The organism is Flavobacterium zhairuonense (assembly GCF_004352915.1).
Lineage (GTDB): Bacteria > Bacteroidota > Bacteroidia > Flavobacteriales > Flavobacteriaceae > Flavobacterium > Flavobacterium zhairuonense.
Genome location: NZ_SJSY01000071.1, coordinates 178,189 through 204,579, shown reverse-complemented (window position 1 = coordinate 204,579; position 26,391 = coordinate 178,189). Strand labels below are relative to the sequence as shown.

At 32.3% G+C, this 26,391-nt stretch carries 24 protein-coding genes; 7 read left to right on the top strand and 17 right to left on the bottom strand.

Annotation, left to right across the window (positions count from 1 at the left end; all coding sequences use genetic code 11):
* Positions 1-284 precede the first annotated feature (284 nt).
* Positions 285-1,844: an NAD(P)/FAD-dependent oxidoreductase gene (locus tag EYY60_RS09900; protein WP_132989187.1), complete on the bottom strand. Its 1,560-nt coding sequence runs from the start codon at positions 1,842-1,844 to the stop codon at positions 285-287.
* A 257-nt stretch (positions 1,845-2,101) separates the two neighbouring features.
* Here EYY60_RS09900 and EYY60_RS09895 point away from each other — a divergent pair, with 257 nt between their 5' ends.
* Complete coding sequence (locus EYY60_RS09895) at positions 2,102-2,341, top strand: hypothetical protein (RefSeq protein ID WP_132989186.1); 240 nt, start codon at positions 2,102-2,104, stop codon at positions 2,339-2,341.
* 89 nt (positions 2,342-2,430) lie between these two features.
* On the opposite strand, the gene EYY60_RS09890 is transcribed toward EYY60_RS09895, so the two are convergent.
* From EYY60_RS09890 to recQ, 3 genes are read right to left on the bottom strand one after another with little or no spacing between them, the layout of a single operon-like run.
* Positions 2,431-2,853, bottom strand: a complete 423-nt coding sequence (locus tag EYY60_RS09890; RefSeq protein ID WP_132989185.1) for a hypothetical protein — start codon at positions 2,851-2,853, stop codon at positions 2,431-2,433.
* Between the two features lie 4 nt (positions 2,854-2,857).
* The gene (locus tag EYY60_RS09885; RefSeq protein ID WP_132989184.1) at positions 2,858-3,613 is read right to left on the bottom strand and encodes a hypothetical protein; all 756 of its coding nucleotides are present in this window, start codon (positions 3,611-3,613) and stop codon (positions 2,858-2,860) included.
* 8 nt (positions 3,614-3,621) lie between these two features.
* Entirely contained in the window at positions 3,622-5,817 is a 2,196-nt protein-coding gene (recQ, locus tag EYY60_RS09880) for a DNA helicase RecQ (protein WP_132989183.1), read from the bottom strand.
* Between the two features lie 88 nt (positions 5,818-5,905).
* Here recQ and EYY60_RS09875 point away from each other — a divergent pair, with 88 nt between their 5' ends.
* The 4 genes from EYY60_RS09875 (at position 5,906) to lptB (ending at position 8,999) form a co-directional block, all read left to right on the top strand.
* Complete coding sequence (locus EYY60_RS09875) at positions 5,906-6,871, top strand: KpsF/GutQ family sugar-phosphate isomerase (protein ID WP_162847870.1); 966 nt, start codon at positions 5,906-5,908, stop codon at positions 6,869-6,871.
* A complete protein-coding gene (gene tatC, locus EYY60_RS09870; protein WP_132989182.1) occupies positions 6,871-7,686 on the top strand; it encodes a twin-arginine translocase subunit TatC in 816 nt (271 codons plus the stop codon). The genes EYY60_RS09875 and tatC overlap by 1 nt, the downstream gene beginning before the upstream one ends.
* A complete protein-coding gene (locus EYY60_RS09865) occupies positions 7,679-8,029 on the top strand; it encodes a carboxymuconolactone decarboxylase family protein (protein ID WP_132989181.1) in 351 nt (116 codons plus the stop codon). Before tatC ends, EYY60_RS09865 begins: the two co-directional genes overlap by 8 nt.
* A 229-nt stretch (positions 8,030-8,258) precedes the next feature.
* Positions 8,259-8,999 carry an LPS export ABC transporter ATP-binding protein gene (gene lptB / locus EYY60_RS09860; protein WP_012022391.1) on the top strand — a complete coding sequence of 247 codons (741 nt, stop codon included), beginning with the start codon at positions 8,259-8,261 and terminating at the stop codon, positions 8,997-8,999.
* Positions 9,000-9,076: 77 nt separating this feature from the next.
* Here lptB and EYY60_RS09855 read toward each other — a convergent pair whose 3' ends face one another.
* Both EYY60_RS09855 and EYY60_RS09850 read right to left on the bottom strand, forming a co-directional pair.
* Positions 9,077-9,931 (bottom strand): glycoside hydrolase family 25 protein, encoded by an 855-nt coding sequence (locus EYY60_RS09855; RefSeq protein WP_132989180.1) that lies wholly within the window; start codon positions 9,929-9,931, stop codon positions 9,077-9,079.
* A gap of 11 nt (positions 9,932-9,942) precedes the next feature.
* Entirely contained in the window at positions 9,943-10,653 is a 711-nt protein-coding gene (locus EYY60_RS09850) for a CDP-alcohol phosphatidyltransferase family protein (protein WP_132989179.1), read from the bottom strand.
* 246 nt (positions 10,654-10,899) lie between these two features.
* Between EYY60_RS09850 and EYY60_RS09845 the strand changes: the two genes are divergently transcribed.
* Together EYY60_RS09845 and EYY60_RS09840 are read left to right on the top strand one after the other, a co-directional pair.
* On the top strand, positions 10,900-11,967 hold the full coding sequence (locus EYY60_RS09845; RefSeq protein ID WP_449404171.1) for a putative type IX sorting system protein PorV2: 1,068 nt from the start codon (positions 10,900-10,902) through the stop codon (positions 11,965-11,967).
* A 39-nt stretch (positions 11,968-12,006) separates the two neighbouring features.
* On the top strand, positions 12,007-13,143 hold the full coding sequence (locus EYY60_RS09840) for a lipoprotein N-acyltransferase Lnb domain-containing protein (RefSeq protein ID WP_132989178.1): 1,137 nt from the start codon (positions 12,007-12,009) through the stop codon (positions 13,141-13,143).
* 3 nt (positions 13,144-13,146) lie between these two features.
* On the opposite strand, the gene EYY60_RS09835 is transcribed toward EYY60_RS09840, so the two are convergent.
* The 11 genes from EYY60_RS09835 to EYY60_RS09785 all read right to left on the bottom strand — a co-directional run bounded on the left by EYY60_RS09835 (position 13,147) and on the right by EYY60_RS09785 (position 26,380).
* Entirely contained in the window at positions 13,147-14,538 is a 1,392-nt protein-coding gene (locus EYY60_RS09835; RefSeq protein ID WP_132989177.1) for a sugar transferase, read from the bottom strand.
* A 63-nt stretch (positions 14,539-14,601) separates the two neighbouring features.
* Complete coding sequence (locus tag EYY60_RS09830) at positions 14,602-15,948, bottom strand: O-antigen ligase family protein (protein WP_132989176.1); 1,347 nt, start codon at positions 15,946-15,948, stop codon at positions 14,602-14,604.
* A gap of 8 nt (positions 15,949-15,956) precedes the next feature.
* On the bottom strand, positions 15,957-17,057 hold the full coding sequence (locus tag EYY60_RS09825; protein ID WP_132989175.1) for a glycosyltransferase: 1,101 nt from the start codon (positions 17,055-17,057) through the stop codon (positions 15,957-15,959).
* A 3-nt stretch (positions 17,058-17,060) separates the two neighbouring features.
* Positions 17,061-18,182 (bottom strand): glycosyltransferase, encoded by a 1,122-nt coding sequence (locus EYY60_RS09820; protein WP_317128859.1) that lies wholly within the window; start codon positions 18,180-18,182, stop codon positions 17,061-17,063.
* Positions 18,183-18,184: 2 nt separating this feature from the next.
* Positions 18,185-19,189: a hypothetical protein gene (locus tag EYY60_RS09815; RefSeq protein ID WP_132989174.1), complete on the bottom strand. Its 1,005-nt coding sequence runs from the start codon at positions 19,187-19,189 to the stop codon at positions 18,185-18,187.
* A 75-nt stretch (positions 19,190-19,264) separates the two neighbouring features.
* A complete protein-coding gene (locus EYY60_RS09810) occupies positions 19,265-20,260 on the bottom strand; it encodes a glycosyltransferase family 2 protein (protein WP_132989173.1) in 996 nt (331 codons plus the stop codon).
* Between the two features lie 2 nt (positions 20,261-20,262).
* Positions 20,263-21,801 carry a glycosyltransferase family 2 protein gene (locus tag EYY60_RS09805; protein WP_132989172.1) on the bottom strand — a complete coding sequence of 513 codons (1,539 nt, stop codon included), beginning with the start codon at positions 21,799-21,801 and terminating at the stop codon, positions 20,263-20,265.
* Positions 21,802-21,812: 11 nt separating this feature from the next.
* A complete protein-coding gene (locus tag EYY60_RS09800) occupies positions 21,813-22,961 on the bottom strand; it encodes a glycosyltransferase family 4 protein (RefSeq protein WP_132989171.1) in 1,149 nt (382 codons plus the stop codon).
* Between the two features lie 3 nt (positions 22,962-22,964).
* Complete coding sequence (locus tag EYY60_RS09795) at positions 22,965-23,846, bottom strand: hypothetical protein (protein WP_132989170.1); 882 nt, start codon at positions 23,844-23,846, stop codon at positions 22,965-22,967.
* Positions 23,846-25,279, bottom strand: a complete 1,434-nt coding sequence (locus tag EYY60_RS09790) for an MBOAT family O-acyltransferase (RefSeq protein WP_132989169.1) — start codon at positions 25,277-25,279, stop codon at positions 23,846-23,848. Before EYY60_RS09790 ends, EYY60_RS09795 begins: the two co-directional genes overlap by 1 nt.
* A 30-nt stretch (positions 25,280-25,309) precedes the next feature.
* Positions 25,310-26,380, bottom strand: a complete 1,071-nt coding sequence (locus tag EYY60_RS09785) for a glycosyltransferase family 4 protein (RefSeq protein WP_235832314.1) — start codon at positions 26,378-26,380, stop codon at positions 25,310-25,312.
* Between the last annotated feature and the right edge of the window lie 11 nt (positions 26,381-26,391).

The window sequence follows — 26,391 nt, the reverse complement described above, 5'->3', positions numbered from 1 at the left end:
CAAAACGCTTAGTCGGCTCCTTTTTTTATTGGTGTCGGGCTTTCGCTGCTACTTCGGTAGCTTAGCTCTATCCCTCACGCGAAAAACACTTTGCTCGCAATATATAGTCCCTACGGGACATTCTCAACTTTTCTAAATATCTTTTTGCTACCAACATTTAATTCCTACCGGAATTTAATCCAAAAAAAACATCCTTAAATAATAGAGATTTAATATTGGTAGAAAAAATAAATTACACATTTAAATTCTGTCCCGTAGGGACTATATGTCAAAATGCCAACTTATCACCTCAAAGCCTCAGCAATCATCAAAGCACATTTTTCTCCATCAATTGCTGCAGAAATAATTCCGCCAGCATAACCTGCACCTTCTCCACACGGATACAATCCTTTTATTTGCAAATGCTCTAAAGTCATAGGATCTCTCGGAATTCTTACTGGTGATGAAGTTCGGCTTTCTGGCGCATGCAAAATAGCTTCATTGGTTAAATAACCTCGCATTGATTTTCCAAATTCCTGAAATCCCTGACGCATAATCTGCGTTAAAAATCCTGGAAAAACTTGACCTAATTCAACCGAGGTGGTTCCTGGAACATATGAAGTTTTCGGAATATCTGCCGAAACTTTGCTTTTTGTAAAATCGATCATTCGCTGCGCTGGAGCTTTTTGAGTTTGTCCAGCTAAATGCCAAGCTTTTTGTTCGATGCTTTTTTGAAATTCCATTCCGGCCAAAGCACCAAATTTTGCAAATGGTTTAAAGTCTTCCAATTTCAACTCAACCACAATTCCAGAATTAGCCGTTGACTGATCACGTTTCGATGGCGACCAACCATTTGTAACCACTTCACCCGGACTTGTAGCACAAGGCGCAATTACACCACCCGGACACATACAGAACGAATACATCCCACGACCGTTTACTTGTTTTACAATTGAATAAGGCGCTGGAGGCAAATGCTCTCCACGGAAATCACAGCTGTATTGGATACTGTCAATTAATTCTTGTGAATGTTCTGCACGAACTCCTAAAGCAAAAGGCTTTGCTTCTATAAAAATTTTCTTTTTATCTAATAATTCAAAAATATCACGCGCTGAATGTCCTGTTGCCAGAATCAATTTGTTGGCAAGAATCTTATCTCCGTTTTGAGTTACAATTCCCTCAACTTCATTATTCTTTACCAAAATATCGCTTACACGAGTTTCAAACAAAACCTGACCGCCAAATTCTCTAATTTTGTTACGGATATCTTCAATAATTTTTGGCAATTTATTGGTTCCAATGTGCGGATGCGCTTCAACTAAAATATCTTCAGAAGCACCAAAAGCTACTAAAAGTTCTAAAATTCTAGTAACATCGCCACGCTTTTTAGAACGTGTATATAATTTCCCATCAGAATAAGTTCCAGCTCCACCTTCGCCAAAACAATAATTTGAATCTTCGTTTACAATATGCTCGCGATTTATTGCTTTAAGGTCGCGTCGGCGTCCACGAACGTCTTTTCCACGTTCAAGCACAATCGGCTTTAAGCCCAATTCAATTAATTGCAAAGCCGCAAAAAGTCCGGCCGGACCTGCTCCAACTACAATGACTTCCTGCGCATTGGAAACATCTTTATATATAGGAAGTTCAATTTTAGTTTCCTGAAAAGGTTCGCCTTTCAGATAAATAATAACTTTCAAGTTGATTTTAATCGCTTTTTGACGCGCGTCAATAGAGCGTTTTAAAATCGAAACGTGCTGAATTTCCTGAACAGAAACTTTAATCTGCTTAGACAAATAGTCTTTTAGCAAAGATTCGTTTGCAGCAATTTCTGGTGTAACTTGAAGTAAAAGTTCTCTTGGCATTGTATTTTATTTATTAGCTTTTCTTTCTATGAAAAGAAGATGCAAAAATAACATTTTTAAATGAGATTATCTCTACCGTAAAATTTGCACAGAGATTTGCACAGATCTAAACAGATTTTATCACAAAGAGTATCGTAGAGACGCACTGCAGTACGCCTCTACAGAAAAAACTCAGCACCTTAGTATCTCAGAATCTTAGAACCTTTAAAAAAGACTTTGTACCTTTGTCACTCTGTCACTTTGAACCTTTAAAAAAAATGTCTAGAAAAATAAAACTAATCTGGGATTTCCGCGGGCCTGCTTCTGCAAAAACAGCAGAACATCACGAAATTCATCTTAAAGAATACATTGTTATTGAAAAGCTTCCAATAAATATTACGGGTTTTACAATCCTAAACGATATGCATGCGACCGCTTTTATGGTTGTAACCGATGAAAATATGATTCAGGTACGAGATGCTTTAAAACCGCATCGTGGAGAACTATTTGAAGGATAATCAATGCTTTAAATTCCAATTAAAAAATCCAAATTCCAACTGTATAATAGCTTTGGAATTTGGATTTTTTTATGAGAGTCTTTATCTGTTTATTTCAAATCAAGTTTATAATCGCTAAATGTATAGGTATCATTATTTTTTCCTAATAATTTGACACTTTTAAATTGAACTTCTTCTTCATTTTTGACTTCATATTTATAAATGTCAATGTCTTTACTACTTTCCGAAGCTTCATAAAACTTGCCGTCTTCAGTCCACCACTTTCCTTTTTCTGTAAAAGTTTCTATTTCACAGTTTTCTTTTGCAGTAAACATTATCATATAGGTACCGTCAGCAAATCTTTGTTGTATCCAGTGTTTTTCGACACCATCAATTTGCGCATCTTTCTCAAAGCCTTTCCAAATACCGACTAATTTCGAATCTTGTTCTTTTTTATCAAATGAGAAACTAAAAATTAAAACTGATAATAGCGCTAAAACAACTATTTTAAATGCCGACGAGTTTTTTTTCATAAAATTATTTAGTTGGAATTTCTATTGTTTTTATATAATCATTAAAAAAAGCAAACATAAAAGAATCGATTTGTTTTCCAACCTTAAATTCAGCTTCTTTTTTCTTTAGAGATTCATTTTCTCTTCCAGTTCCAGGATTTACTATTAAAAATGAACTGTTCGAATATTCTGGACTAAATCCCATTTCTTTAAATTCATTAAATCTGATTTTATATTCTTCTGTACTTTTAAAATATCTAAAATAATCTTTCCTGAATTTCTGAAATTCTTCAGCTGTAAACTTTTTCGATTTTACATTAACGCCATCTTTTATTTCGATAAGATCATAGTTTTCATACAATGAACTATATCCCATATGAACGTACTGCAACATTTTCCCAGAAGGGCAAATCAGCAATCCAGAATAAAAATTGCATTCAAAATTTTTCTGCTTGCCAAAAATCTCCTTATAAATAGAAACCAAAGAAAAACTCGAGTTGCCATTTTCTTTCTCGACATAGTCTTCTTTATAGATATTCTCTACAACTAATTTTCCGTTCAAAAATTTAAAATAGGCAATATAACCTCTCCAATTAGCACTAGAAACACTTGTTATTAAATTTTCCGGAATTGGATGGTCCTTAAGATATCCTTCTAATGGGTTCGATTGAATCCTTAAAGTATCTTTACCAACAATCAAATAATCAGGAACCTGAGCTGTCGCAAAAGATTTAAACGATAACAATAAAAATGAAACAAAAAGCAGTTTATAAAACTTCATGCTGAGAATTAATTAGCAACTTCGCTGATAAACTTAATACGCATTAAACGCAATTCATCAATATCATAATCACCATCAAATTCTTTAAGTGCGTCTTCAATTTTATCTGATTCTGATTCCATGAAGTAATCGTGAATTTCTTCTTGTTGATCATCATCTAGCATATCATCCAACCAATATTTGATATTTAATTTGGTTCCAGAATAAACAATCTGCTCCATTTCTTTAATCAGAGCATCCATAGAAAGTCCTTTCGCAGAAGCGATATCACTTAAAGGCAATTTTCTATCAATATTCTGAATGATGTAAAGTTTATTTGCAGAATTTACTCCCGTAGATTTTACAACCAAATCGTCCGGACGGATAATATCATTATCTTCGACATAACGGCTAATTAAAGCAACAAACTCGCTTCCGTATTTTTTGGCTTTTCCTTCACCAACACCATGAATATTATACAATTCCTGTATGGTTATCGGATATTTTAAAGCCATATCTTCAAGAGAAGGATCCTGGAAAACTACAAATGGAGGAACTCCCAGTTTTTTGGCTACTTTTTTACGAAGCTCACGAAGCATTCCGGTTAAAACTTCATCAGCAGTACCTGAAGCTTTTCCTCCTGTTACAATCGTTTCATCATCTGCCTCAGTGTATTCGTGATCCTCAGACATCATAAACGAAACCGGTTTTTTGATAAAATCTAAACCTTCTTTTGTAATTTTTATAACGCCGTAAGTTTCAATATCTTTTGACAAATAACCTGAAACCAAAACTTGTCTCAGCAATGCCATCCAATATTTCTCATCATGATCAGAACCTGATCCAAAAAAGGATTGCGTATCAGTTTTATGTGCTTTAATCACAGCATTTATGCGTCCAATTAAAGTAAACACAATTTCTTTTGACTTATAAATATGTTTGGTATCGCGAACAATTTCAAGCAATTTGACCACTTGATCTTTGGCTTCCACTTTATGTTTAGGATTTCGAACGTTGTCATCCATATCTGCACCTTCGCCCGTTTCGCTGTCAAATTCTTCTCCGAAATAATGAAGAAGGAATTTTCTCCGCGACATTGAGGTTTCGGCGTAAGCCACAACTTCTTGCAAAAGCGCAAAACCAATTTCCTGTTCAGCAACTGGTTTCCCAGACATAAATTTCTCTAGCTTTTCTACATCTTTATAAGAGTAATAAGCAAGGCAATGTCCTTCGCCCCCATCACGGCCAGCGCGACCTGTTTCTTGATAATAACTTTCAAGCGATTTTGGAATATCATGGTGAATTACAAAACGAACGTCTGGCTTGTCAATCCCCATTCCGAAAGCGATTGTTGCTACAACAACATCTACATCTTCCATCAAAAACATATCTTGATGTTTTGCACGTGTTTTTGCATCTAAACCTGCGTGATAAGGAACGGCACTAATTCCGTTCACTTGTAAAACTTCGGCAATCGATTCTACTTTTTTACGGCTCAAGCAATAAATAATTCCAGATTTGCCTTTATGTTGTTTGATAAATCGAATAATATCCGATTCAATATTTTTCGTTTTTGTGCGAACTTCATAAAATAAGTTCGGTCTGTTGAATGATGCTTTAAAAGTATTAGCATCAGACATATCAAGGTTTTTCAGAATATCTTCCTGAACTTTTGGGGTTGCAGTTGCGGTAAGCCCAATAATTGGCACTTTACCTAGTTGTTTTATAATATTTCTTAAATTCCTGTATTCCGGCCTAAAATCATGTCCCCATTCTGAAATACAGTGTGCTTCGTCAATTGCAACAAAAGAAATTGGCACACTTTGCAGGAACGCCACATACTCTTCTTTAGTCAATGATTCGGGAGCAACATATAAAAGCTTGGTTAAACCAGAGCTGATATCTTTTTTAACTTGGGCAATTTCTGTTTTTGTTAGAGAAGAATTGAGTACATGCGCAATTCCGTTTTCTGAAGAAAGGCTTCGAATCGCATCGACCTGATTTTTCATCAAAGCAATTAAGGGTGAAACAACAATAGCTGTTCCGTCCTGAATTAAAGCGGGTAATTGATAACAAAGAGACTTTCCACCGCCCGTAGGCATAATTACGAAAGTATTCTTCTTACCTAAAATACTCGTAATGACTTGCTCCTGCAAGCCCTTAAATTGGCTAAAGCCGAAATACTTCTTTAATTCCTTGTGTATTTCAATTTCGTTTGAATTCATTCTTTATTTTAATGGATATTTTTGTATAAATTTGCAACACATAAAGATACAACTTTCTTTTATACATACAAATTTTAAATATTCTGTTTTGATCACAAAAGAAAATATATTGGCGATTGCCAAAAAAACAATACTATCTGAAAGTGAGGCAATTACAAAATTAATTGATTTTCTTGACGAAAATTTCTACCAAGCGGTTCAGCGTATTTATGAATGCAAAGGCCGTTTGATCGTTACAGGAATCGGAAAAAGCGCTATTATCGCTCAGAAAATGGTCGCAACTTTTAATTCAACAGGAACTCCATCGATGTTTTTACATGCCTCAGAAGCTATTCATGGCGACTTAGGAATGATACAAAATGAAGACATCATTATTTGTATTTCAAAAAGCGGAAACAGTCCAGAAATTAAAGTTCTGGTTCCATTATTAAAACGTTTCGGAAATACTTTAATTGGAATGACAGGAAATATTACTTCATTTTTAGCCAAAGGTTCAGACTATGTTTTGAACACTACTGTCGAAATTGAAGCTTGCCCAATAAATCTCGCACCAACAAACAGTACAACAGCGCAACTTGTCATGGGTGACGCGCTTGCGGTTTGTTTAATGGAAATGCGTGATTTTAAACCTGAAGATTTTGCAATTTATCATCCTGGTGGTGCTTTAGGCAAAAAATTGTTGCTTCGAGTTAAAGATATGATTGAGCACTCGTTGAAACCAATGGTTACACCAGAAACTTCAATCAAAAAAGCAATTTTCGAAATTTCCGAAAAAAGACTGGGCGTAACTGCCGTAATTGAAGACAATAAAATTGTCGGAATTATTACCGACGGAGATATTAGACGAATGCTGAATGACAGAGATTCAATCGCTGACCTGACTGCAAAAGACATAATGTCGAAAAACCCAAAATTAGTTTCATCAGAAACAATGGCTGTTGATGCTTTGAATATCTTAGAAGATTTCTCTATCACACAGCTAATCGTTGCCGACAATGGCGAATATAAAGGAGTATTACATTTACATGACATTTTAAAAGAAGGAATCGTATAATGGCAAAGAAAAATCTTGGCGAAATGTCATTTTTAGACCATCTTGAAGAACTTAGATGGTTATTAGTTAGAAGTACAATTGCAATATGCATTATGGCATTTGTGACTTATTTTGTGAGTGATTATTTATTTGATCAAATTATTTTAGGTCCAATTCGACCAACATTTTTTACTTATGTTTGGTTTTGCGACTTATCACATTCATTAGGATTTGCAGACAGCATTTGTATAACGGAATTGAATTTCATTATTCAGAATACTGAAATGGAAGGCCAGGTAAACATTTTTGTTTGGATGTGTCTTTTAGCTGGATTCATTTTGAGTTTCCCTTATATTTTATGGGAAATCTGGAAATTTATCAGTCCTGCACTGTATGAAAAGGAAAGAAAAAATGCTAAAGTGTTTATTTTCGTTTCCTCTTTACTTTTCTTTTTAGGAGTATTGTTTGGGTATTATGTGGTAATCCCAATGTCAGTGAATTTCGTTGCTACTTTCTCGGTAAGTGATATTGTAAAAAATCAATTTACGCTTGAATCTTATATGGGAATGGTCAAAACGAGTATTCTCGGAAGCGCAATCTTTTTTGAGTTGCCAATCGCTATTTATTTCTTAACCAAGTTAGGATTAGTAACCCCTACTTTCTTAAGAAAATATTGGAAATATGCTGTAGTAATCATTTTGATTATTGCCGCAATCGTAACACCACCGGATGTAGTAAGCCAAACTATTGTGGCTATTCCGATGTTGATTATCTATGAAGTAAGTATCCTTATTTCGAAGATTGTTTATAGAAATAAAATGAAAGAAAATGTCTGATATCGTACAAGAATTTAACGACTATCGTTCTAAAATGAACGAAAAATTACTAGCTGACAACAACAAAATTGTAAAGCGAATTTTCAACCTTGACACTAATGCTTATGCAGAAGGCGCTCTTGATGTAAAAACAAAAGAACTTTTAGGTTTAGTTGCATCTACAGTTTTAAGATGTGACGACTGCGTAAAATACCATTTAGAAACAAGTTATAAAGAAGGCGTTTCTAAAGAAGAAATGATGGAGGCAATGGGAATCGCAACTCTTGTTGGCGGAACAATCGTTATTCCTCATTTAAGAAGAGCTTACGAATTTTGGGAAGCACTTGAAGAGCAAGGCAAATAATTAGAAAATGTGCCAATTTGATAATTAGATAATTTCTCTTGAAATATGCTAATTATTTAATTTTGAAATACAAATTCTAAGTTTTGAAAACGCAATAATTTGTTAATTGATTTACCAAATCGATTATTTTAAATTTATTTTGCCTTTCAAATCAAATTATAAAATTGATTATGATTTAGTTTTTTTTAATTATCTCATTTTCACATTATCTAATTTTCACATTAAACAAATGAAGCTAAGAGCCGATAATTTAATCAAAACATACAAAGGCCGAAGTGTTGTAAAAGGAATTTCTGTTGAAGTAAATCAAGGAGAAATTGTGGGGCTTTTGGGTCCGAATGGTGCTGGAAAAACAACTTCTTTTTATATGATCGTTGGATTGGTAAAACCAAATCAAGGAAACATTTATCTTGATGATTTGAATATTACCGATTATCCGATGTACAAACGTGCTCAGCAAGGAATTGGTTATTTAGCACAAGAAGCTTCGGTTTTTAGAAAATTGAGTATTGAAGACAACATTTTAAGCGTACTGCAATTGACAAAACTTTCTAAAGAAGCCCAAATCGCTAAAATGGAAAGTTTAATTGAAGAATTCAGCTTGGAACATATTCGCACGAACCGAGGCGATTTACTTTCTGGAGGAGAGCGTCGTCGTACAGAGATTGCTCGTGCATTGGCTACAGATCCAAAATTCATTTTACTGGATGAGCCTTTCGCGGGAGTTGACCCGGTTGCGGTTGAAGATATTCAAAGAATTGTAGCGCAGTTAAAAAACAAAAATATTGGAATTCTAATTACAGATCACAACGTTCAGGAAACCTTGGCAATTACCGATAAAACATACTTGATGTTTGAAGGAGGAATCTTGAAAGCAGGAGTTCCAGAAGAACTTGTTGAAGACGAAATGGTTCGCCGTGTTTATCTTGGTCAAAACTTCGAACTTCGTAAAAAGAAACTTGAATTTTAAAAAAAGTATTCAGTCGCAGTCGCAGTTTACAGTCTCAATAGAACTGAAAACTGAGACTGAAAACTGAGACTGAAAAACTACTCTACAGCAATAAACTGCAATTGCTCTAAATCGCCGTTGTAAATATTCACATCAACACGATGTTTAATTCCCGGCAGAGAAGCTTTTTCTGTAAACTGCCAAAACAACCAGTCATCCTCAATTTTTTCTCTGTAGAAATTGTAATTGGCAATCCAAAATAAGTATTCGCTAAATTCTTCTTTTAAAAAATCTGAATAATATCGTTCTCCAGAATAAATTATTGGGCGAACCTGATAATGTTTTTCGACTTTGGTCAACCAACGTTTCAAGCCTTTTTTCAAACTGTCTAAAGGCTGATTTTTTGGCAATTTTTCAATATCCAAAACTGGAGGAAGATCGCCTTTCTGCAATTTTACGGTTTTAATAAAAAGATCAGCCTGCTCAATAGAATTTTCATTCGGACGATAATAATGATAAGCGCCTCTCATGATTTTATTTTCCTTCGCTCCTTCCCAATTTCGTTTGAACTGACCATCTACACGGTCGTTTCCTGCTGTTGCTCTAATAAAAACGAATTGCACTGGATATTTTTCGTCTAAGATTTCAACCTCTTCCCAATCAACTTTTCCTTGAAATTCAGAAACATCAATTCCGATTACTTTTCCCTTATGATTTTCGAGAACGCGAATATTTCTCACGTCAGAAAGATGTTTATCAACCTCATCTTCCTCTAAAACCTTTTCCGATTTAAATCCTAAGTAATAAGCTAGTCCTTTACGATAATGATAAATTGCAAAAACGAAAATAACAGCCAGAAAGGAGAATACGAGAAAGCGGATAACTTTACTGAAGAAAGATCTTCCAGCTGGTTTTCTTGAATATGTTTTACGGTAAGTTGTTTTTCTTGCCATTACAATAGGAACTACTTCTTCAAAAACAAATTATTGATAATAGATAATAAAACGTAAAATATAATGATTACCGGAATAGCTCCAAAATGGAGTAAAAAAAGCAATGCAAGAGAAATTGCTAAAAACACGATCTGCAATGCGTTATCTTTCAAATTAAATTTCTTAAATTTTAAAGAAAATAACGGAATTTCAGCATTCATAACATAAGCACTACATAATGTAATTACCAATAAAACCCATTGATTTGTCAGGATTTCAAGCAATATCAATGAATCTGAAAATTGCAAAACCAAAGGCAAACTTAAAATAAACAATGAATTTGCAGGAGTTGGCAAACCAATAAATGAATCTGTTTGGCGTGTATCGATATTAAAATTTGCCAATCGATAGCACGAACCCAAAGTCACAATAAATCCAAGAAACGGAATCGCTGGATTTGTTCCCAATTCATGTGCACTTTCCGAAAAAAGGCTGTACATCACATAACCAGGCGCAACACCACTTGTCACCATATCAGCCAAAGAATCCAATTGCAGACCAAGCGGACTTGAGACCTTGAATAATCTGGCGAAAAAACCATCAAAAAAGTCAAAGAAAATTCCCAAACAAACCATATAAAAAGCCATTTCATAATCAGCTTTGGAAATAAAAACAATGGCTACACAGCCACAGAAAAGATTTATTAAGGTAATTAAATTAGGAATGTGTTTTTTGATATTCATCTTTTTAAATTTTGATAATGGTGAGAGCAAATTTCGTATAAAATAACATGCCATTTTTACATTTATTAATAAATTATTTAAACAATTTATATGAATTCACATATTAGTTAGAAAACGAGTACATTAAAAAGAAGTTTCAAATTACAACTTTGTCGATATTTATCGAAAGGACGAAAATTAGATGACTAAAAAATTATATTTTTGGTAAAAATTTTAAACAGGCCTCAGTCTGCAAATAAACATCAGTTGAAAAAACTTTTTGCGCTTTTATTATTTTGGAGTTTTACTGCACAATATGCACAAACCGTTCGAAAATATTCGAATGAGTTTATGAATATTGGTGTTGATGCCGCTGCATTAGGAATGTCGAGCGCTGTTGTGGCTTCTACTAATGATGTCAACGCCGTTTACTGGAATCCAGCAGGTTTGATCAATCTGGAAGATCATCAAATTTCACTAATGCATGCGAATTATTTCGCCAATATTGCACAATACGATTATATTGGTTACGCAAGCCCAATTGATGACAGAAGTGCTTGGGGGATTTCGATGATTCGTTTTGGTGTTGATGACATTATGGATACTACTCAATTAATCGACAGTCAAGGAAATATCGATTATAACCGAATCAGCTTGTTCTCTACTGCCGATTATGGTTTTACATTTTCATATGCAAGAAAATTGCCTGTCGAAGGTTTTCAATATGGAGTAAACGCAAAAGTGATTCGAAGAATTATTGGAAAATTTGCCAATTCATGGGGCTTTGGTTTTGATGTTGGTCTGCAATTTGAGCGAAATGACTGGAAATTCGGATTAATGCTTCGCGATATTACAACTACTTATAACATTTGGAATGTTGATGAAGAAGAATATGCCAAAATCGCCAATGCAATTCCGGGAGAAAACAACGAATTGCCGGAAAGTACCGAGATAACTTTGCCAAAAGCACAATTAGGAGTTTCACGAAAATTTGATTTTCACAATGATTACAGCCTTATGACTGCTGTAAATTTGAATATGCGATTCGAGCAAACAAATGATATTATTTCTTCAAAAGCCGTAAGTATTGATCCTGCAATTGGTTTTGAGTTTGGCTATACTGACCTTGTTTTTTTAAGAGCTGGCGCAGGAAATTTTCAGAATGTAATGCAATTGGACAATACCGAAAAAATAAATTTTCAACCCAATATTGGCCTTGGCTTTAAATACAAAGGCATTCAAGTCGATTATGCTTTGACTGATTTAGGAAATCAAAGTGCAGCATTGTATTCAAATATTTTTTCCCTAAAAGTAGATTTAGGTATCTTTAGATAATTTTTACAACTCAATAAAACTTCTTAAAAATTTTAAATTATGAAAAATGTCCTTTTCAAAAAAACACTTTTTGGTTTACTATTCTTAATGAGTTTCATTGGCTACAGCCAAAATTTGCCTTTATCTAAAGATGCTAAAATAAGTGTTCTGACCTGCGGACTTGGAAACGAAACTTATTCTTATTTCGGTCATACTGCAATTCGCGTTGCTGATCCTGTAAACAATATTGATTACGTTTATAATTATGGCGCATTTGATTTCAGAACGCCAAATTTTGTTGCCAAATTTGCAAAAGGAGATCTTCAATATTTTGTGATTGTGCATCCCTTTATTGATTTTATGAATGAATACAATTATGAGAAACGAAGCGTTTTTGAACAAGAATTACTAATCTCACAAGATTTCAAACAAAAGCTTTTTGACAACTTAAATGCTACTTTGCTCTCGGAAGATCGTTATTACACTTATAAATTTATTGATAAAAACTGTACTTCGATGGTTGTGGATATTATCAATAAGACTTTAAATGGCAAAATAATCACAAAAAAAGGTGATACTGACAAAACCTATCGTTCGATATTATTTCCCTATTTTGACGGACATTTTTATGATAAACTAGGAACCAGCATTATTTTTGGAACTAAAGTAGATCAATTAGGAACCAAAATATTCTTGCCTTTTGAACTAAAAAACAGTTTAGAGAAAACTATTTTTGATGGACATCCCTTAGCTAGAAAAAGCCAGACGCTTTTGAGTTTTGAGAAAGAAACACCCTCATCGTGGTGGAATAATGTCTATACTTATCTTGTTGTATTGGCTTTTATAATCTTGGCAAAAAACAAAGTGGTCGACAAAATCTATCTTTTGATTTTGTCGTTAATGGGACTCTTTTTTGTTACCGTTGGATTCTATTCTTTTCACCACGAATTGGCGATGAATTACAATGTTCTTTTGTTTAGTCCGTTATTGTTGATTTTGCTTGTTTTCTCACTTCTGAAAAACAAAAGATGGACGTATAGATTTGCCGTTTTGCATGTACTTTTTTTACTTGCATACACTTTATTCCTAATTAACAAAGCACACTTTTTCATTGTTTTGCCAATGATTATTACCAGCGGATTTGTTTTAATAAGAGTAGCGATCAGAAATAAAAAACGTATTCCGATTATTATCTAAAATTTATTGTCCGCGATAAAACAAAACCGTCGTAATGGTTTTGAATGTAATGCTTAAATCTAGAAAAATACTTCGGTGCTTAATATAATACAAGTCATATTGCAGTTTTACTAAACTCTCGTCAATAGATTCTCCATAAGAATAATTTACCTGAGCCCACCCTGTTAATCCAGGTTTGATTACGTGTCTTGTTTCATAAAAAGGCATTATTTTGGCAATTTCGGTAACAAAATAAGGACGTTCAGGACGAGGTCCAATTACACCCATATCACCAATCAAAACATTGAAAAACTGTGGAAGTTCATCTAATCTCGATTTGCGCATAAATCTTCCAAATGGTGTAACTCTTTTATCATTTGATTGTGCAAAAGGACCGTTCACATCACTATTTTCAATCATGGTTCTAAACTTATAGATCTTAAAGACAACACCATTTTTACCCACTCTTTCTTGTGTATAAAACAAGCTCCCTTTATTCGCTATAAGATTTCCAATAAAAATAAACGGAATAAAAGCAACGCAAAATACCAGACCTACAAAAGAGAGAACAAACTCTATCAACCGAATTAAAACCAAATATAATTTATTACTATTGCTTCGACTGAACGGGAAAAAGCGATAAAAATCGCGCTCGATATAATGCACAGGAATACGCTGCGTTTTGCTTTCATAGACATGTGTGTACTCTTTTATAATATTTCCAGATTCTAACAAATGAAGCAACTGTTGATAAAGATCTGCAGTAATTCCATCTGTTTTTTGAGCTGCAATAACTATTTCAGAAATATTATTTTTGTGTACAAAATCCTCTAAGTCTAGTTTGTTAATCCCTTTAACGTAATTAAAATTGCTATCTTCATTAGATTCAGAGTCAGAATTCACAAACCCAATTATATTATAATGCGGATCAACATTTTCAAGATCTGATACCAATCCTTCGACTTGATCTTTGTCGCATACTAAAACAACATTTTGTGAGAAACGATGCGAGGCCAAAAAAATAGCATAAAAAAATCGCCATAGTAATAATGCGCCAAGCACTGTAAAATAAAAAACCAGAATTACCAAACGTTTCTTTGGAAGTTCTGGTGATAAAATAGGTGTAAATAAATACACAATAATGGAAGCGGAAACAGTTAGAACAACGCTTCGAAGTATTTGAAATTGATTGCTTGAAACTTGGAGATTATACATTTCGAAGATTACTCCGAAAATAAAAATATAAGCAATGAGGATAATTGGTCTATAAAAATAATTCCAATCTAAAATATAATAGCGATTATCAAACAAAAAATGCAATACATACAAGCCTGTTAAAATAAAAGCAGCATCAAAAAAGCGCAATAATATTTTCCTTTCCGAAATCTCGAAATGCATTTTTTTTTGTGCCATAATAAGTTGTAAGTTTTAAAGTTGGGGACTTTTTCTTCAACGCAAATGTATTATAAAAATTATAATTTAACCTTCTGATTTTTCAGCTTTTTCAGGGAAAGTAATACGCACAGAAAGTAGCGACAAGGCATAAATAAATGCCGGCGCGGCAATACGCATTGCAGCATGATTTATAGTTAAGAGCCAAAAAAGATAAAAAGACAGACAATAGAGATGTTGTCTATTATTCAGAAAATGAATAAGTGGGGTTATAAACAATATCATCAAGCCAAAAACACCAAATATTCCATGCTCTGCTAGCATTCTGGTTATTTCATTGTGAGAGGCGATTACGGTTCCAGATTCTTTTCGTATTTCTTTACCCATTCCAGCACCTACACCTAAAATCGGATTATCTAAAAAAAGCTTAATTTCTGAGTCCATAATTTCTTCACGACCGCTTAATTTACTTTTTTTATCTCTTCCTAGGGCATCTTTGTTTGCATAACGTTTCTCTATAAGCCCACTGGTTTGAATAGAACTATAGGTCCAAATTCCAATTCCCATTAATGCTGTTAAAACAGCCACCACAACAAATTTCCTCTTCCCTTTTGCATTAGAAAATCGATACACCAAAAACAAAAAGCAAATAATCATTACAATTCCAGTTATCACTCCTCCTCTTGAAAAAGTCACAATTCCACGATAACTTATAAATATTAATAGAAACGTATTTAAAGCTATTTCTTTGATGGATTTTGAAAACAACACCAATTGTGTAAAAAAAATAAAAATTCCTAAACCTAAAATTGTCGAAACCTGATTCGGCCCAAATCCCCCGGAAGTTTCAAAATTAGACTCTGTTCCTGTAACTACATCTCTCACACTCGGGTTATAAAGAAACAGATAAACTGTCGTGGTTAAAATTGGCAATCCCATCACAGAAAGAATCTTCTGGAAACTCGAGAAATGAATCCGTCTACTAAAAGTATATATGGAACAAATACCCAAACAAACTGGTCCAGAAAGATTAAAAAACAATAATTTCTTTACATCAAAATTATAACCTTCTGCAGTCGACGTCACTAGAATACATGGAATAAGCAAAATTAAGAAAGACCAGTAAACAAATGAATTTGGAGAGAAACCTTTATAAATCATGCCAAGAAACATGAAAAAAACAAGATTAAACTTGACATATTCATTGTTAAAGTTTCCGCCTGTCATTCTTAAAAAAACTTCTGCTCCAACCAAATATGCACAAACCAGCAAAACTTCATTATTATTGTTTTTTGTTGTTAAGACGATAAAAAAACCTATTATAGGAATTAGTAAAGCATAAACCTTAGAAAGAATTGGCATTATAAAAATTGTCACTGCAATAAATGCATGAATTATGACAAGAAAAAAATATGAAAGTTTGGTATTTTTCATCAAAACAATTAAATTGAAATTTTGGGAGCAAAATTAGTCAAAGAATTCAACCATATTAAGTACTTCCCAATAATTGATTTTTGAGAATATTCTGACTCAATAACATTATACAAATTCAATCCCATTTCTGCTCTTTCCTCGCCATTTTTGATCAGTCTAATGATTGATTCTGAAAATTGTTTTATATCATTAGATTCAACAAGTAACCCTTTCTTTTCTGAAGTTATTATTTTTGAAATTTGGCCAACATTTGTCGCTATCACTGCTTTTTTATACAATCCATATTCTAAAATTGCCAAAGGAAGACCTTCTGATAACGAGGGCAAGACCGCAATATCACATTGTTTCAACACAAAACCAACATTATTGACGGTACCATAGAGAAAAATAGATTGCTCTAATTTCAAATCATCAATTAATTTATTGATTTTTTCAGAATGATCATCTTCAAAATCTTTTCCAAAGAAATGAAAAGTCCATTCAGGGTATCTTTTTTTGATTAAATACGCGACGTTAATTAATAATTCATGATTTTTTTGCGGACGAAGATTGGCTACACAGACAATTCTTTTACCATCATTTCCTTTTAAAATTGGAATTTCATTTGAATAGATAACGTCTTCAATAAAATTTGGAAGAAAAACAACATTTTTACACCATAAATAAGACTCTGCCCATTTTTTCAATGACGAATTAACCGCAATAGAACCTGTAAAAAAAAGTGATCCTATTTTCAAACCAAGATTTTTTCTCATCTCTAAATCCTGCGAAATTCCGTAGTGATCATGCCAGATTATTTTAACTCTTGGTACAAGACATTTAACGAGCATAGCTAAAAAAAACGAAGAGCTATGTGCATGTATAAGATCAATTTTATGCTTTTTAATATAGGAACTTGTTTTGAATAAAGCTTTTAAATCAATTAATTTCTTTTTATTTAAAAACTCATAAGCAACATTTTTATCGAGCTGGTTCTTTAATAACCCTTCTCTTCTAGTAGCGATCAAACCTGAAAATTCGATTTTTCTTGACAATGCATTAGCATAATTAACTGCCATACGCTCAGCTCCACCAGCTTCCAAAGAATCAATCAGTTGTACAATTCTCATGATTTAAAGCAAATTTTTTATTTCTTTTTCAAAAAAATCAGTTGTATAGGTTTGAGACCACTCTTGTGCAAGCTTACTTTTCATTATAAAAATTTCATGATTTTTAAGAAGTGTATTTATTTGTGTAAAATCTTTTTCCAAATCCATTTCGAGCATAACACCTCTAGCCCCATAATCAAGCATAAATGGCACGCACGAAACTTTAGTGGCAAGAGGAACACAACCCCAAAACATTCCTTCAGCAATTGCTTTTGGCCAACCTTCGCTTTTTGACGGTAATATTACAAAGTGGCTTTTTTGATACGCTTTTTTTACAATTTCTTTATTTTGATTTCCATGTAAAATAATATGTCCTTCTAGTTTATTTTCTTTAATATAAATTTCCAAATTACTCTTTTCAATGCCATCTCCATATAAATTCAATGTAGCATTTAATCCTTTTCCAATCAAATCTTTAATTAACATTATAGCGTAAAGAGGATTTTTTCCTGAAACCAAACTGCCAACAAAAATAAATTCTGCTTTAATATTTAAATTGCTTTTTGATATATTTTCTTTCTCATTTTCAGAATATGTTGCCGTAAAAAATGATTTAATATTTTTAGTTTGGTTCTTCCAGTCTCCGTAAACTAAAACCTGCATATTTTTAGTTAAAAAAGTATTATTCAAAATATACTTTTGTAATTTATAGGTCCAGGGTTGTTTGCTTCCCGGAGCCCAATTACCAGCATATTTTGCCGTTTTAATTTTACTTGGAAATAAAATTTGAATAAAACATCCAACTAGTCCCATATTACCTGGACAGCGTAAATGAATATGATTAGCATCATACATTGCCCAAAAGATTCGCCAAATAATCAAAGGAAGCTTCAGAAGTGATTCTAAATTACTTTTAAAACTAATAAAACTAAAATCTGCTACTTCTCTAAAATCGACATTATGATGTTTGTAAGCAATATCAATTTCTGTTACTTTCGATTTTGTAATGGGAGCCACAATAATAACCTTATCAACATACTTAATCCAAATGTTCATTTCTCTGACATACGGTGCATAACCAAAATATTCATCTGATTTTTGAACATGGCTAACGTGTGTTATAATGGCAAATTTAATGGTTTTCAATTCTAACTGTTATTTTCGATGACCAACAAAATTCTTTTAATATAATTTTTAGGATGCAAATATATATCACTCCACAATAAATTATTTTCGCCCATTACTAAATACTTTTTTTCTTCAAGAAGGTTATCGATTTTTTCGGGCAATTCCAAATATGAATTTCGCGTACTTAATTTTTCATAATTTGTATATTCATTAAAATCGTCAATTTCAACATTTAATGGAGTAGTTACAACAGCTTTTCCATACAACAAATATTCACCTATTTTCCATCCTGGCGTATTTTTTAATCCATCATCAGCGATACATATATCATAATTATGTAAGGTTTGAAGATAATTTTTTTTGTCTGAATGCTTTGGATCTAACAATAAATCTGGCGCTAATACACGTGATAAATTATCTGCCAGCAAACCAGCCGAAGCATTTTTATATGTTTTTTTTAATAAACGGCATGCATTAATTCTAAATTCATTTTGATATCTTCTACGTTCTTTTTCTTCTTTATTCTCATTATTATCTGGATTCCATAATCTTGTATGAAAAATTATTTTCCCACCATTATCATTTGTTTTTATCGGATATCTTCTAATATCTAAAACAGAATGAGAAGAATTTGTAAACAATGCAAATTTATCTAGAGCTCTTGTAACTTCTGTCCTATTAGATCTGTTTAACAAAAAATCAGATTTTAAATTCATCAACAGCCAATAAGCTTTGTACGTCATTGGAACATTGAAATTCAGAGGATAAACATTTTTATTTCGATCACCAGCACGAAGTGATCTTTTAAAGTAACAATCATATTTTTCAGGAACATCAATAAAATCAGGATCGTCTTGATAATCAAAAAAAGCAGTTTTTTGATTTACATATAATATTGCCCCAGTATGCTTTACATTTTTATTCCAAATAATATCAACTTTTATTTTCTCTTCTTTACAAAAATAAAAATAAGCATAGATAATGTGATTTAGATGATGTGTCCATACAGATAATTCTAATTTCATATTTATATTAATATTTTTGTTGCATTTTAAACGCAATGAATTTTTAAACTTATCTTGCCTATAAATTAAAAATATTTAATTTTTTGGTTTGTTGAATAATAAACTCCACCAACCTATTGTTCTTCCAATTGCTTCTGTAAAAGCTTCTATTTTCTTGCTCCCTTTACATGCATTGCTAAATCTTATTATCGTCAGCAAAATAGTTATTGCATTCCATTTGAAACGATCGCCAAAACTTGGATTTGGATTTTTTACTTTCCATACGTACCAGCCGTTTCTAACGACCATTTTTCCATATTTATATTGGTTTGGTCGTCCCGAGGGAGCATGAAAATGATCTAATTTTGCAGCTGTATTTAAATATAAATCCCCGATTTTTGAAACTCTTATTGTAAAATCTGAATCTTCGTACAAACCATAGCCGTCAAAATAAATTGAAAAAGAAAGCTTCTCAAAAACAGATTTCTTAAATGATGAGACACCTCCCATTAATTGCTCAACCTTATATATTTTATTGCTAGGAGGTAAAAAGCCAACACTTCGTCCGTGTGAAAAATTTGGCAAAAAACCTGGTGGACAATTACTGTCTAAATTAAGTTTTTTTCGAAGAACAAATCGGCTTCCATCTTTTCGTTTCCATCCATCATAGTAAAATTCATTAATCTTCGGAATATAATGCTCTGAAGTTTTCTCCCATTTTACTTCATTACAAATATAACCTCCTACTCCCAGAGCATCGGGAAATATTTTATAAGTTTCTATTATTTTCTCAAAATAATCTATTTCTAAAACGGTGTCATCATCTAAAAAACAAACAATTTCGCTACTCTGATTTACATTCTTAATTCCAAAATTTCGTTGTTTTGTCAGACCTCGATTTACATCATCAACTAAAAAATATTTCAAACCTTTGAATTGGTTTTTCTCTAAAATAGTTTTAGTTTCATCGTTTAACGATCCATCAACAATTAAAATTTCATCGGGATAAAAAATTTGATTTTGAATCGATTGCAATAATTTCAGCAAGGGTTCCGGACGCATATAAGTACAAATAATTAAGGAAAATTTCATATCTATTTATGTCTGATCCCTAATTTATTTAATCTTTTAGCATAAAAAAGAGACTTCTTAAACTGAAGATTTTTATATGGAATTCGTAAAAAACGGTATAAAAAACCTTTTTTCGATCCCTTAAAAAGATATAAAAAAAAGTACTTGTACTTATATTCTAATACTTGTTGTGCACTAAAATGCTTAACAATACCATACATAATTGTAGGACTTGGAACAGGTTGAATAAACTTTACAGGGATATCTAATTCCCATGGCTGTGTTTTTCTTTTCTTTCCTAAAATTTTGGCTTGACTACCCCAAAATCGATATCCTCCTACTGGTGGCTTTAAGTGCAAATTAGCTGAAAAAGGATTATGAAGAACAATTTGCCCTAACTTGAATAATGACAATCCAAAATCACTGTCCTCTCCGTAGCCTCCATCAAAATTGATATCATTACCCACTAACATTTTAACATATTCTGTTTTTACACATGAATTAGCATTGCTAAAAATACCACTTGCTCCTACTTTCCATCTATTTTCATTTATCCTTTCCAACTTATCATGCAAGTCTTTCAAATTTTGCTGCTGATTATCGGCTCGAACATCCAAACCGTTGCAGGCTCCGGCTTTATATGTCTGTAATGTTTTTATATGATTTTCAATAAAATCTGGAAATACTCGAACATCATCATCACCAAAAACTATGTAATCACCTGTGCATAAGCCTATAGCTTCATTTCGAGCTCTGCAGCTTCCTTTTGTTTCCTGCCATTTTACAATTAATTCAAAAGGAAAATCATGTGCATGATATAACTTTTCATCTCTTGCATTTTCAGGAGTAGCATCAACAACAACAACTTGAGAAAGCGGATAGGTTTGAGACGCTAAATCCTTTAATAGTTGTAAAGTAAAATCCTGGCGCATCATTGTAGGAATAATATAACTCACAGTAGGTTGCCCTTCAATTGGCAATAATTCACGAGGTTCAAGCACAGGTTTTTTAGCTGATAATCTAAAATTTTTCTTTGCATAAAAGAAAGCATTCCATTCTTTTCTTTTCCAAAATCCTTCTCTGTACAACATAAAAACAGAGTGATCTATTTTGAAATTTTTTCGAAAAAAAACATATCTGTCTTTTGCCGTTATATTAATTTTTTCGTGGAAATTTTCTAGAAAAAGCCCTTTTATATAAAGTGGAACCGCCGCAGAATTACGCAATGCATTGTAACCAAAATCTAGCGCCTTCAGTTGAACATTTTGATATTCTTCATCAAAACCTTTTAATTGTTCCCATACAGATTTCCGAACTGCAAATTGATTCGGATTGATTCTCCAACTTACACATTCATCAAGATTGTCAAAATCATTAATAAACATAAAAAAAACAGCAGTCTGATATACTAGTTCTGGAAAAGCATTTTTATATCCTTGCTCAAACGAACTATGCCAAATATCTCCTGCACCTGAGGCTAAAACTTCTAGTTTAGCAAAATCTGGCTGACCATTATAAAGTATAATTTCTTCGGTACTTGTTATAAATTCCTTTAAATGCATTTTTATTTCAATTATACTTTTATCTTTTTATAAAACTCAATATTTTTCTTAACCAGAATTTCTATATCAAAAAATTCTTCAACTTTTTTTCTTGCTTCTTTTCCTGCTTTTAAACATAAATTATCATCTTCCAAAAACTCAATTATTCGTTCTGCGTATAAACTATGTTTTTTGGGATTCACTAAAAAGCCACTTTTGCCATCATCAATCATTTCACTTGCCCAACCAATATTTGATGCAACTATTGGTTTTTCTAACGCCATAGCTTCTAGCCAAGAAACCGGAAAGGCCTCAGCAAAAGACGGAAAAATGCATATCTTTGATTGCTGAATTTTTTGTTTTATTTCATTATGAGGAATACTACCTAGATATTCTACATTTTTTAAAGCCTGATTTGAAAGAAGCTCTTGCATCATTTTCCATGTTGATGAATTTCCGGAAATAATATCTGACACATCTTTCCCAATAAGGATTAATTTAGCATCAGGCTTTTTTTCAACAACTTTATTAAATATAAAAGGCAATTCTAAAAGCCCCTTTTTTCTAATAAGACTTCCAAAATACAAGATAGTTTGTTCTGATTCATTATTTATAACATTTTTATTATCAAATAATTGAGAATCAATTAAATTTGGAACAATCTCAAATTTCTTAGTTATGCCAAAAACAAAATTCGTTTTATCAGCTGTAAACTGGCTTACGGACAATAATGCATCAGCATTTTGTAAAGCTCTTTTTTCATGAAACTTATTTTTCCATTTTACAGAGCGATTATCCAAATGACAAAAATAGGTATCTGAGCCATGCAACCGTATTATTATTGGGCATTTATTTGGCTTAATAAACGAAGTTATTCCTGTCCAATCTGGCGCTTCTAATAAATCAATTTCTTTATTAGAATATAATTCATTGATAATTCGCTCCAATTTCTTTCTAGTAAACCACCAAGACAATCCTTTGATTTTCACGTTCTTAACTTGCTGAATTAAAACACCACTATCATCAAAAGAAGCATCTTTTTCTTGACCATAAACAAGTACTCGCACTGGAATACCATGTGCTACAAGCCCAATGGCTAAATTTTTGATACTAGTTCCGATACCTCCTGAACTGCCTGTTTTAGTATGCGGATATTCTGGAGTTAAAAAAGCTATTGTCATAATTTATTTATCAAAAAAGTCTTTTAAAATGCGAGCTGTGAAAAGTTTTGCTCCCTCATCTGTCATATGTCCACAGGATGAAAAATATTTATCTTCAACAACTACATTTTCGTAATTATGAATTTCAGGATAAGCTTTTTCTACCTTTTCAAAATAATTCATTCCAACTACATTTTCGCACATTGGAGTCATTACCGCAATAAAATTGATATTATTCGCCTTGCAGATATTCTTTATTTCTTCATAATATTTATTGTGAGGAAGCGGATTTAAATTGACAATATTATTTTTCATATTACCATTTTTATGTTTCTCTAGTGGGTAATATCCTAAATTGTCTAATATTCTGGTCTTTTTATGAATTGCAGTAAAAAATGTTTCTCTAAATCCTATTTTAGAATCATATTTTATATACCTATAAAAAGGAATATAGTATAGCTCGTTAAAATTTGGTTGCGTCGAAAAATGGTCTTTAATTAGAGTTGAATTATGGATATAAGGCAAAAACATCGCAGAAATACCATCGGCCATATGATCATTAGCTAAATTTAAATCGGCCTCCAGGATCACATTTTTAATTGAATATTTTCGTTCTATCATTAATTTCAACATCAATGACGCTTCAAACAAATGCCCTCCGCTCATTCCATAATTGAAGGCCTTTAATCCTTTATCTTCAAACATCTGTGCAACAAAATGATTGTTTGCTCTTGAAGACCCCAAGATTACCACATCATATTTTTGAGCTGTTGAATTGACAACAGTTTCGATCTTTCCTCTATTTCGCGATTGCAGAAAAATATAAGTATAAAGTCCGTCAAGCGCAATAGCAACTAGGATAATGATTGCTACAAATTTTGCTGTATAAATTAAAAACTTCTTCATTAAAACTGAAAATAAATGAATTCTTTGTAATCGGAATACGTTCCGAAAGCCATAATTGCAGTGATAGCTAATGCTACTTTTAACAAGCTTCTTTTTCCTGAAATTGGCTCCGCTTTTGTACGATTAAACCATTCTACTAAAACAAAAATTCCAATTAATAGCAATAGTTCATAACTATATCTTTCATTATCTAAATACTGAAAACCAAAATCTCGATTAGTCACAATTCGTTTTAAATATAAAACAGCATCTGTAATTGTTTTTGCTCTAAAAAACACCCAGGCAATACAAGTCAATCCAAACGTATAGAGAATACTAAGTAGAATTTTTGCTGAATCAAAATTAAATTTGAGCTGAAAAACATCCATATTGTTCCGATTGCTATTTGATAACAGCAAAGGCAAAAAATAAACCGCATTAATAAGTCCCCAAATCACATACGTCCAATTAGCACCGTGCCAAAAACCGCTCACAAGAAAAATAATAAAAGTATTTCTAATTTTCATCCAAAGCCCACCTTTGCTACCACCTAATGGAATGTATAGATAATCTCGAAACCAAGAGGAAAGCGAAATATGCCAGCGACGCCAAAACTCGGCAATATCTCTCGAAAAATAAGGATAATTGAAGTTTCGTAATAAATCTAATCCAAACAATTTTGAAACCCCTAATGCAATATCTGAATAACCCGAAAAGTCTCCATAGATTTGAAATGCAAAATAAATTGCCCCCATAATTAATGAAAATGAATTCATTGAAGTATAATGGTCAAATATAGCATTTGCATAAGTTGCGCAGGTATCGGCAATAACTACTTTTTTTACCAGACCCCAAATAATTTGATAAATTCCATCTTTTGCTATTTGAAAATCGAATTCTCGTTTTATTTTTACTTGAGGCAATAAATGTGTTGCTCGTTCAATTGGACCAGCAACCAAAAGCGGAAAATAACTTACAAAAAGAGAATAGTCTACAAAATTATATTCGGCTTTAATTCTTTTGTAATATATATCGATTACATATGAAAGTCCGTGGAAAGTGTAAAATGAAATTCCGACAGGGAGAATAACTTTCAATAAAATAGGACTTGCCCTGACTCCGACAGCGTTTAATAAATCGGCAAAGGAGGTAGCGAAAAAATTATAGTATTTAAAAATCCCTAAAAAACCCAGATTAACTATGATACTTAGCCAAAACCAAAATTTGCGACTGTTTTCAGATTTTCCTTTTTCAATTTGAATTCCGGTGTAATAATCTAAGAAAGTAGAAAAAACAAGCAAAAACAAAAACCTCCAATCCCAACAGGAATAAAAATAATAACTCGCGACAATTAATAAAGCATTTTGGGTGCTTTTTGTTTTATTAAAAACAAACCAATAGAGGATAAAAACGATTGGCAAAAAAATAGCAAATGCTAATGAGTTAAAAAACATTTATGTATTTATAAAATTGTAAACTTATTGTTATTTAAGCACTTCAAAATGGTCATTTACCATTTTCGGCAAAGAAAAGGAATTGCAAATTAATTCTCTCGTATTAATTGATATCTTTTTGTTTCCTAAATAAATATCTTCAATAATTTTAGTTAAGGCTTTGACATTTTTTGCTTCAAAAATATATCCATTTTCTTCAGTTGTAATTACCTCAGAATTCCCACCTACATCTGTTGTAACAACAGGTACATTTGCTGCGAGACTTTCTAAAATAGATAAGCTAAAACACTCCATGTGTGTTGGTTGCAACATATAATCGTAGCAAAAAAAAATCTCATTCAAGTTTGGCCTACTACCTTTAAAACAGAAGCAATTATGAAGTGAATATTCTTCAATTTTCTTTATTAATTGATTTTCAAAAGGTCCATCGCCATAAATATCAATTTTAATTTCTTTCTGTATTTCATTAGGAAGAAACGAAACAGATTGAATCAAATCTTGTATTCCTTTCGATTCCCTCAAGTGCGAGGCTACTAAAAAAGTGGGTTTAGAAACATTTCTGTTCTCTCGAACTAAAATTTTATCGATAATTACTCCATTATAAATCACTTTAGTTTTAGATTTCAAATGTGATCCAAAATCTTTTAAAATCTCTTTTTTTGTATAATCAGACACACCTATAAACAGATTTATATATTTTGAAAAAAGCAACCCTTTGAGTCTTTTATTCATTCTTTTCTTAAATGAATATCCGTTCAAGGGTCTTGGGTTATGATCGATGGCAATAATTTCTGCCACTGAAAATTGTTTTACTTTTTTAAAAAAAGGCGTACACAATTCTACAAAATGAGTTATAATGTGAGAATACTGCGGTTGGTTTTCTTCAAGAAATTTTAGAAAACCATTTTCGACATTCGTTGCGGAACTGTAAATCTTCAATTCTGAATATTTCCCGTGATTTGAGTAATTTGGAAAAAACCAATCAACTTCAATATCATTTTCCCTACATTTTTCATCAAAGTCCCAGAAAAAATAATCCATACCTCCAACTCGTTCAGGAAGCAATTCATAATTGCAGATAATCGCTATTCTTTTAAGCATAATTAAATGTA

What these genes read in the sequence shown, in the direction of transcription:
- EYY60_RS09810 (WP_132989173.1), bottom strand. Translation starts at nt 20,260, where the DNA reads ATGAAATTTTCCTTAATTATTTGTACTTATATGCGTCCGGAACCCTTG.
- EYY60_RS09800 (WP_132989171.1), bottom strand. Translation starts at nt 22,961, where the DNA reads ATGACAATAGCTTTTTTAACTCCAGAATATCCGCATACTAAAACAGGC.
- EYY60_RS09825 (WP_132989175.1), bottom strand. Translation starts at nt 17,057, where the DNA reads ATGAGAATTGTACAACTGATTGATTCTTTGGAAGCTGGTGGAGCTGAG.
- EYY60_RS09805 (WP_132989172.1), bottom strand. Translation starts at nt 21,801, where the DNA reads ATGCATTTAAAGGAATTTATAACAAGTACCGAAGAAATTATACTTTAT.
- EYY60_RS09895 (WP_132989186.1), top strand. Translation starts at nt 2,102, where the DNA reads ATGTCTAGAAAAATAAAACTAATCTGGGATTTCCGCGGGCCTGCTTCT.
- EYY60_RS09885 (WP_132989184.1), bottom strand. Translation starts at nt 3,613, where the DNA reads ATGAAGTTTTATAAACTGCTTTTTGTTTCATTTTTATTGTTATCGTTT.
- EYY60_RS09815 (WP_132989174.1), bottom strand. Translation starts at nt 19,189, where the DNA reads ATGAAATTAGAATTATCTGTATGGACACATCATCTAAATCACATTATC.
- EYY60_RS09900 (WP_132989187.1), bottom strand. Translation starts at nt 1,844, where the DNA reads ATGCCAAGAGAACTTTTACTTCAAGTTACACCAGAAATTGCTGCAAAC.
- EYY60_RS09790 (WP_132989169.1), bottom strand. Translation starts at nt 25,279, where the DNA reads ATGTTTTTTAACTCATTAGCATTTGCTATTTTTTTGCCAATCGTTTTT.
- recQ (WP_132989183.1), bottom strand. Translation starts at nt 5,817, where the DNA reads ATGAATTCAAACGAAATTGAAATACACAAGGAATTAAAGAAGTATTTC.
- EYY60_RS09840 (WP_132989178.1), top strand. Translation starts at nt 12,007, where the DNA reads ATGAAAAATGTCCTTTTCAAAAAAACACTTTTTGGTTTACTATTCTTA.
- EYY60_RS09795 (WP_132989170.1), bottom strand. Translation starts at nt 23,846, where the DNA reads ATGAAGAAGTTTTTAATTTATACAGCAAAATTTGTAGCAATCATTATC.
- EYY60_RS09850 (WP_132989179.1), bottom strand. Translation starts at nt 10,653, where the DNA reads ATGAATATCAAAAAACACATTCCTAATTTAATTACCTTAATAAATCTT.
- EYY60_RS09890 (WP_132989185.1), bottom strand. Translation starts at nt 2,853, where the DNA reads ATGAAAAAAAACTCGTCGGCATTTAAAATAGTTGTTTTAGCGCTATTA.
- EYY60_RS09865 (WP_132989181.1), top strand. Translation starts at nt 7,679, where the DNA reads ATGTCTGATATCGTACAAGAATTTAACGACTATCGTTCTAAAATGAAC.
- tatC (WP_132989182.1), top strand. Translation starts at nt 6,871, where the DNA reads ATGGCAAAGAAAAATCTTGGCGAAATGTCATTTTTAGACCATCTTGAA.
- EYY60_RS09855 (WP_132989180.1), bottom strand. Translation starts at nt 9,931, where the DNA reads ATGGCAAGAAAAACAACTTACCGTAAAACATATTCAAGAAAACCAGCT.
- EYY60_RS09830 (WP_132989176.1), bottom strand. Translation starts at nt 15,948, where the DNA reads ATGAAAAATACCAAACTTTCATATTTTTTTCTTGTCATAATTCATGCA.
- EYY60_RS09785 (WP_235832314.1), bottom strand. Translation starts at nt 26,380, where the DNA reads ATGCTTAAAAGAATAGCGATTATCTGCAATTATGAATTGCTTCCTGAA.
- lptB (WP_012022391.1), top strand. Translation starts at nt 8,259, where the DNA reads ATGAAGCTAAGAGCCGATAATTTAATCAAAACATACAAAGGCCGAAGT.